The 3,665-nt window shown below is 35.5% G+C and carries 4 protein-coding genes and 1 pseudogene; 1 reads left to right on the top strand and 4 read right to left on the bottom strand.

The genetic code is table 11. From position 1 onward, the window contains the following. Positions 1-203: pseudogene (locus ACO6V1_RS22950) on the top strand (group II intron reverse transcriptase/maturase); the annotation flags it as partial. A gap of 135 nt (positions 204-338) precedes the next feature. Here the strand turns inward: ACO6V1_RS22950 and ACO6V1_RS22955 are convergent. From ACO6V1_RS22955 to ACO6V1_RS22970, 4 genes are all read right to left on the bottom strand, one after another. Next, positions 339-1,376, bottom strand: a complete 1,038-nt coding sequence (locus ACO6V1_RS22955; protein ID WP_422450685.1) for a hypothetical protein — start codon at positions 1,374-1,376, stop codon at positions 339-341. Positions 1,377-1,502: 126 nt separating this feature from the next. Then, positions 1,503-2,684, bottom strand: coding sequence for a DUF6575 domain-containing protein (locus tag ACO6V1_RS22960; RefSeq protein ID WP_422450686.1), 1,182 nt, complete (start codon positions 2,682-2,684; stop codon positions 1,503-1,505). Then, a complete protein-coding gene (locus ACO6V1_RS22965; RefSeq protein ID WP_422450687.1) occupies positions 2,671-3,063 on the bottom strand; it encodes a hypothetical protein in 393 nt (130 codons plus the stop codon). Before ACO6V1_RS22965 ends, ACO6V1_RS22960 begins: the two co-directional genes overlap by 14 nt. A gap of 82 nt (positions 3,064-3,145) precedes the next feature. After that, positions 3,146-3,665 (bottom strand): GNAT family N-acetyltransferase (locus ACO6V1_RS22970; protein ID WP_422468804.1); only part of this gene is annotated, 520 nt, incomplete at its 5' end.

Genomic DNA, 3,665 nt, shown 5'->3' on the forward strand with positions numbered 1-3,665 from the left:
GCAAGCCGAAAACCCGTTTCAAGAATCTGGTCAGGTTAGGCGTTGATAAAGTGAACGCCGCCAAGATCGCAGCCAGCAGCAAAGGGTATTACCGTCTAAGTAAAACCTATGCGGTTCAGCAGGCACTGAATAACAGTTACCTTGTGAAAATTGGGCTTGTTTCATTGAGAGACTTATGGATCAGGTTTCACCATCATCGTTGAACCGCCCGGTGCGGCCCCGCATGCCGGGTGCTGTGGGGAGGGTTGGAGAAAGACCAGCCCTTACCCGATTTATGTGGCAGATTTCACTGTTTTGAGAACTTACTAACTTAAACTTATGAACAAAAACGATAGAATTCAATTACTTTTGATACTGATTAACGTAGGCCAAGCAAAACTATAAAATCCATCATAATAATTTTCCTTCAAAAAAGCCAAGTCCTGCTCCCAGTCAGAAATAGACTCTTTATAGTCAAATTTTTTTCTTTTGGCATTCTTCACAAAAGCAGCCAATGTATAAGCTAGTTTCTTTAGTCTATCCTTGGTATTTCCTTGCCCCCAACTATAAATATAATTTTCATCCAATCGTAGATTTTCAGTTCTTAGGTTTAACTCCATCAATTTGCGCAAGATATTTTTTCTTTCTGATTCACTCTTTCCATTTTTCCCCACACGGTAGCCATAGATACTGAGCAACCCTTTGTTATCAGTAAAATCTAAAGCAGGCGATACATCAGAACCTTTAAATATATCAGTTGTTGGCCACTTAAATTCTCTCATCTCATGAAATTCGCAATATTTTTCATATGCTATCGAAGCGATATCTATTATATTTTTCTCATTAAAATTAAAGTAAGAAAAATCAAGATTTTTAGACCAAAATGAAAACGTAGGATATTCAGCGTCAACCGGATATGATTTAGCTTTCCTACTTACTCCCACAAAGTAATAGATGCCATCTTTTTCTCTCAGTTTTACAGGAAGTATTGAGCTACAATATATGATAAATTCGTAAGCAAGCTTTTTGTTGCTATCAAACAAGAAAAACAACAAGAAATTTAACTTTAAGTCCGAACTTTTTTTAGTTTCAAAAAAATCTAACTTAACCTCTAAAAAAACATCATCTATTATTTTTCTCAAAGTACTTTTTTCTGAAACTTTAATAAAGTCTGATGCATGAACTCTTTTTAATAAGTCGGTTTTACTTTCGTCCACTTTCTTTTCAAGAGACTTATCACCACAATGTATATTATTTAGTTTATCCAAGAGCAAACTCAGAACTTTTATTTCAGATGTTGTTATCACTCCTGGAAGAACTTGCTCCCCAGTCTGATTATCAAAATAAATTCTATCAATAAGATTTTTCAAAATTAATTTTTGTTCATTAGTTTCCATATTAAGCCAACTCAATAAATTATAGCTATCTTATCAAAATCACTAATCAAGAAATAAAACCTAGATGTTGCATTCGGTTTAGCCACATAACGCCTAAATCAGGTGCGCCGTAGGCGTCACCTGGATTTACTTGTTAGGCGCTGATTTCTCGATCTCTATGAGTTTATATGACCACTTCTCTTTATCTGTGACAGGATTGATTTTACATGTTTCTTCAATGGTTGCATTTACAATACTTGGCACATTGAATTGATATGATTCCAAAGATTTATCGAGTTTACCTTTTAACAATTCACCATCATTTTTTACAACGGCAAAAAAGTCATTTTCAATATCTACTCCGACAAGCCTTATTTCTTTGTATTTGACTGTTTGAGTATCACTCGATTCACCCTCTTCTAATTGCCTTAATGCCTCTTTTATCCGATGAAATGGTATACTTGAAGCTCTAAAGTTACCATGTGGATCAGACCATTCTGCTTTAACTGAAACCCCAGCAGCAACCAACTCTTGAAGTACTGCTTTGTATCTGGCTCTAGACAATAAGTTGTAGCTTTTAACTTCTTTTAGTACTCGATCACTTTCTTCTGTAGCAGTAAGAAGCTCCATGAATTTATGAAGGTTTTGATTTTGGCTTGAGTCTGCAAATAAATCGCTATTTTTACTTTGTAACCTTACACCAAAAGAACTCGCAAAAAGACCAGACACCATAAGAGTATTTTCATCTTTAATATGTTCTGGAACCCTACGAATATCAATATCGCTTGGACACGCTGAAGAATAAAGATAGTTTTGTAATGTTGTTAGAACTTTACCCAGTGTGTCGGATGCAATTTCATATGTTTGGTGTGCTTTACTAAACGCTAGGTCAAGTACTTGTCTTGAATTTGCAACAGCAGCTTCTTGAATATCGACTACTTTTTGTGGAAGAGTTGTTGATAAAGTATTACATTCTAAAAATTCACCTTCATCAGGCAGCCATTCAGGGTCATAGCTTTCTGATTTAATAAAATCGACATTAAATTCTTTTTTTGATGCAACTGTGACTAAGTATGAAAAACCTTCTTCTGGTTTTTCAAAGCAAGATCGAATATCAATTTTTTTATTTTTTAAAGCACAGTACTTCTCAAAACTGACCTTTGAATAAAGCCAAACATCACAGTCATTTATGTCGTCAACCCAGTGAACAAGGTATATTTGCCCAGTTTGGTTTTTGCAGCTATAAAATCGTGGGCCTTCGAAAAAATCAAATATTTCCCAAGGTTTGAGATTTTTAATCTCAGTGTTTAAGTAATTATGCTGCGACATTCTCTTCTACCTCTACAAACCCTCTTTCAGGTTGTTTTGTGGAAACCCACCATGTTATGTGAGGCTTTGTGAAGGTTTCAAGAACCATTCCATCTTCCTTTTTGATAACTCCCCTTGATATTTTGTGATGTTTAAATTTCTTTTTATACTTCCTTCTCCATTTAATTGCACCCTCAATATTTTTAAAAGCTGATAACCCATGAGAGCAACAATTCATGAATTCATCAAAATTCTGATGTGGGGTTTTTAGCTCAAACGCAAGCGGAATAAAGTCGTTAGAATTAGGAGGGGAGTTCATTACTAATCTGTACAATTCAATCTCATCATTTCTTGCTTCCTTTGGTGGACATTGTGTTGGAAGTGAATATTTCCAATCCATGAATTTATCTCCAATGTTTATTTAAGCGCTTAACGCCTGCATAAGCGGCGGCGCGTCTAGCGCCGTCCGCTGGATGCTCTTGTTATGTGCGTGTTACTTGTTTTTGCCAAAACTGAGCACAACCATTATCACCGTTTAATTTATATGGTTCAAAACCATATTTTAGGTAGGCTTGCTGAGCGGGCTTATTACCTTCTAATACTTCCAAAGTGATTTTGCAACATCCCTTCTGAAAAGCAATTTCCTCAATTTTATCAAGTATTATTTGGCTTAACTTTTTTCCGCGATATTCATTTTTAACTGCAATATCATGAATGTTTATAAGGGGCTTACATTTAAAGGTTGAAAACCCTTCGAAGCAATTTGCAAAACCAGCAGGCTTACCATCAACATAACAAAGAATACTGAAAGCACTTGTAACCTTACCAAGTTCTTTGGCCAGGTTTTCTTTGACGTATTGATCCAAAGGTTCATTTCCGCCCATTGGATCAATAGCATAATCATTCAATAAGGAAACAAGGTCATCAGCATGTTTTTCATTTGAATAGTCTGCAACAATTACTTCTATTGTCATGCTTACTCCGTGATTTATGATTAGCACA

The organism is Endozoicomonas sp. ALC013 (genome assembly GCF_049310205.1).
Taxonomy (GTDB): domain Bacteria; phylum Pseudomonadota; class Gammaproteobacteria; order Pseudomonadales; family Endozoicomonadaceae; genus Endozoicomonas.

Bases quoted from the DNA above. Each gene is read 5' to 3' on its own strand.
- ACO6V1_RS22955 (WP_422450685.1), bottom strand. From the start codon at position 1,376: ATGGAAACTAATGAACAAAAATTAATTTTGAAAAATCTTATTGATAGA.
- ACO6V1_RS22960 (WP_422450686.1), bottom strand. From the start codon at position 2,684: ATGTCGCAGCATAATTACTTAAACACTGAGATTAAAAATCTCAAACCT.
- ACO6V1_RS22965 (WP_422450687.1), bottom strand. From the start codon at position 3,063: ATGGATTGGAAATATTCACTTCCAACACAATGTCCACCAAAGGAAGCA.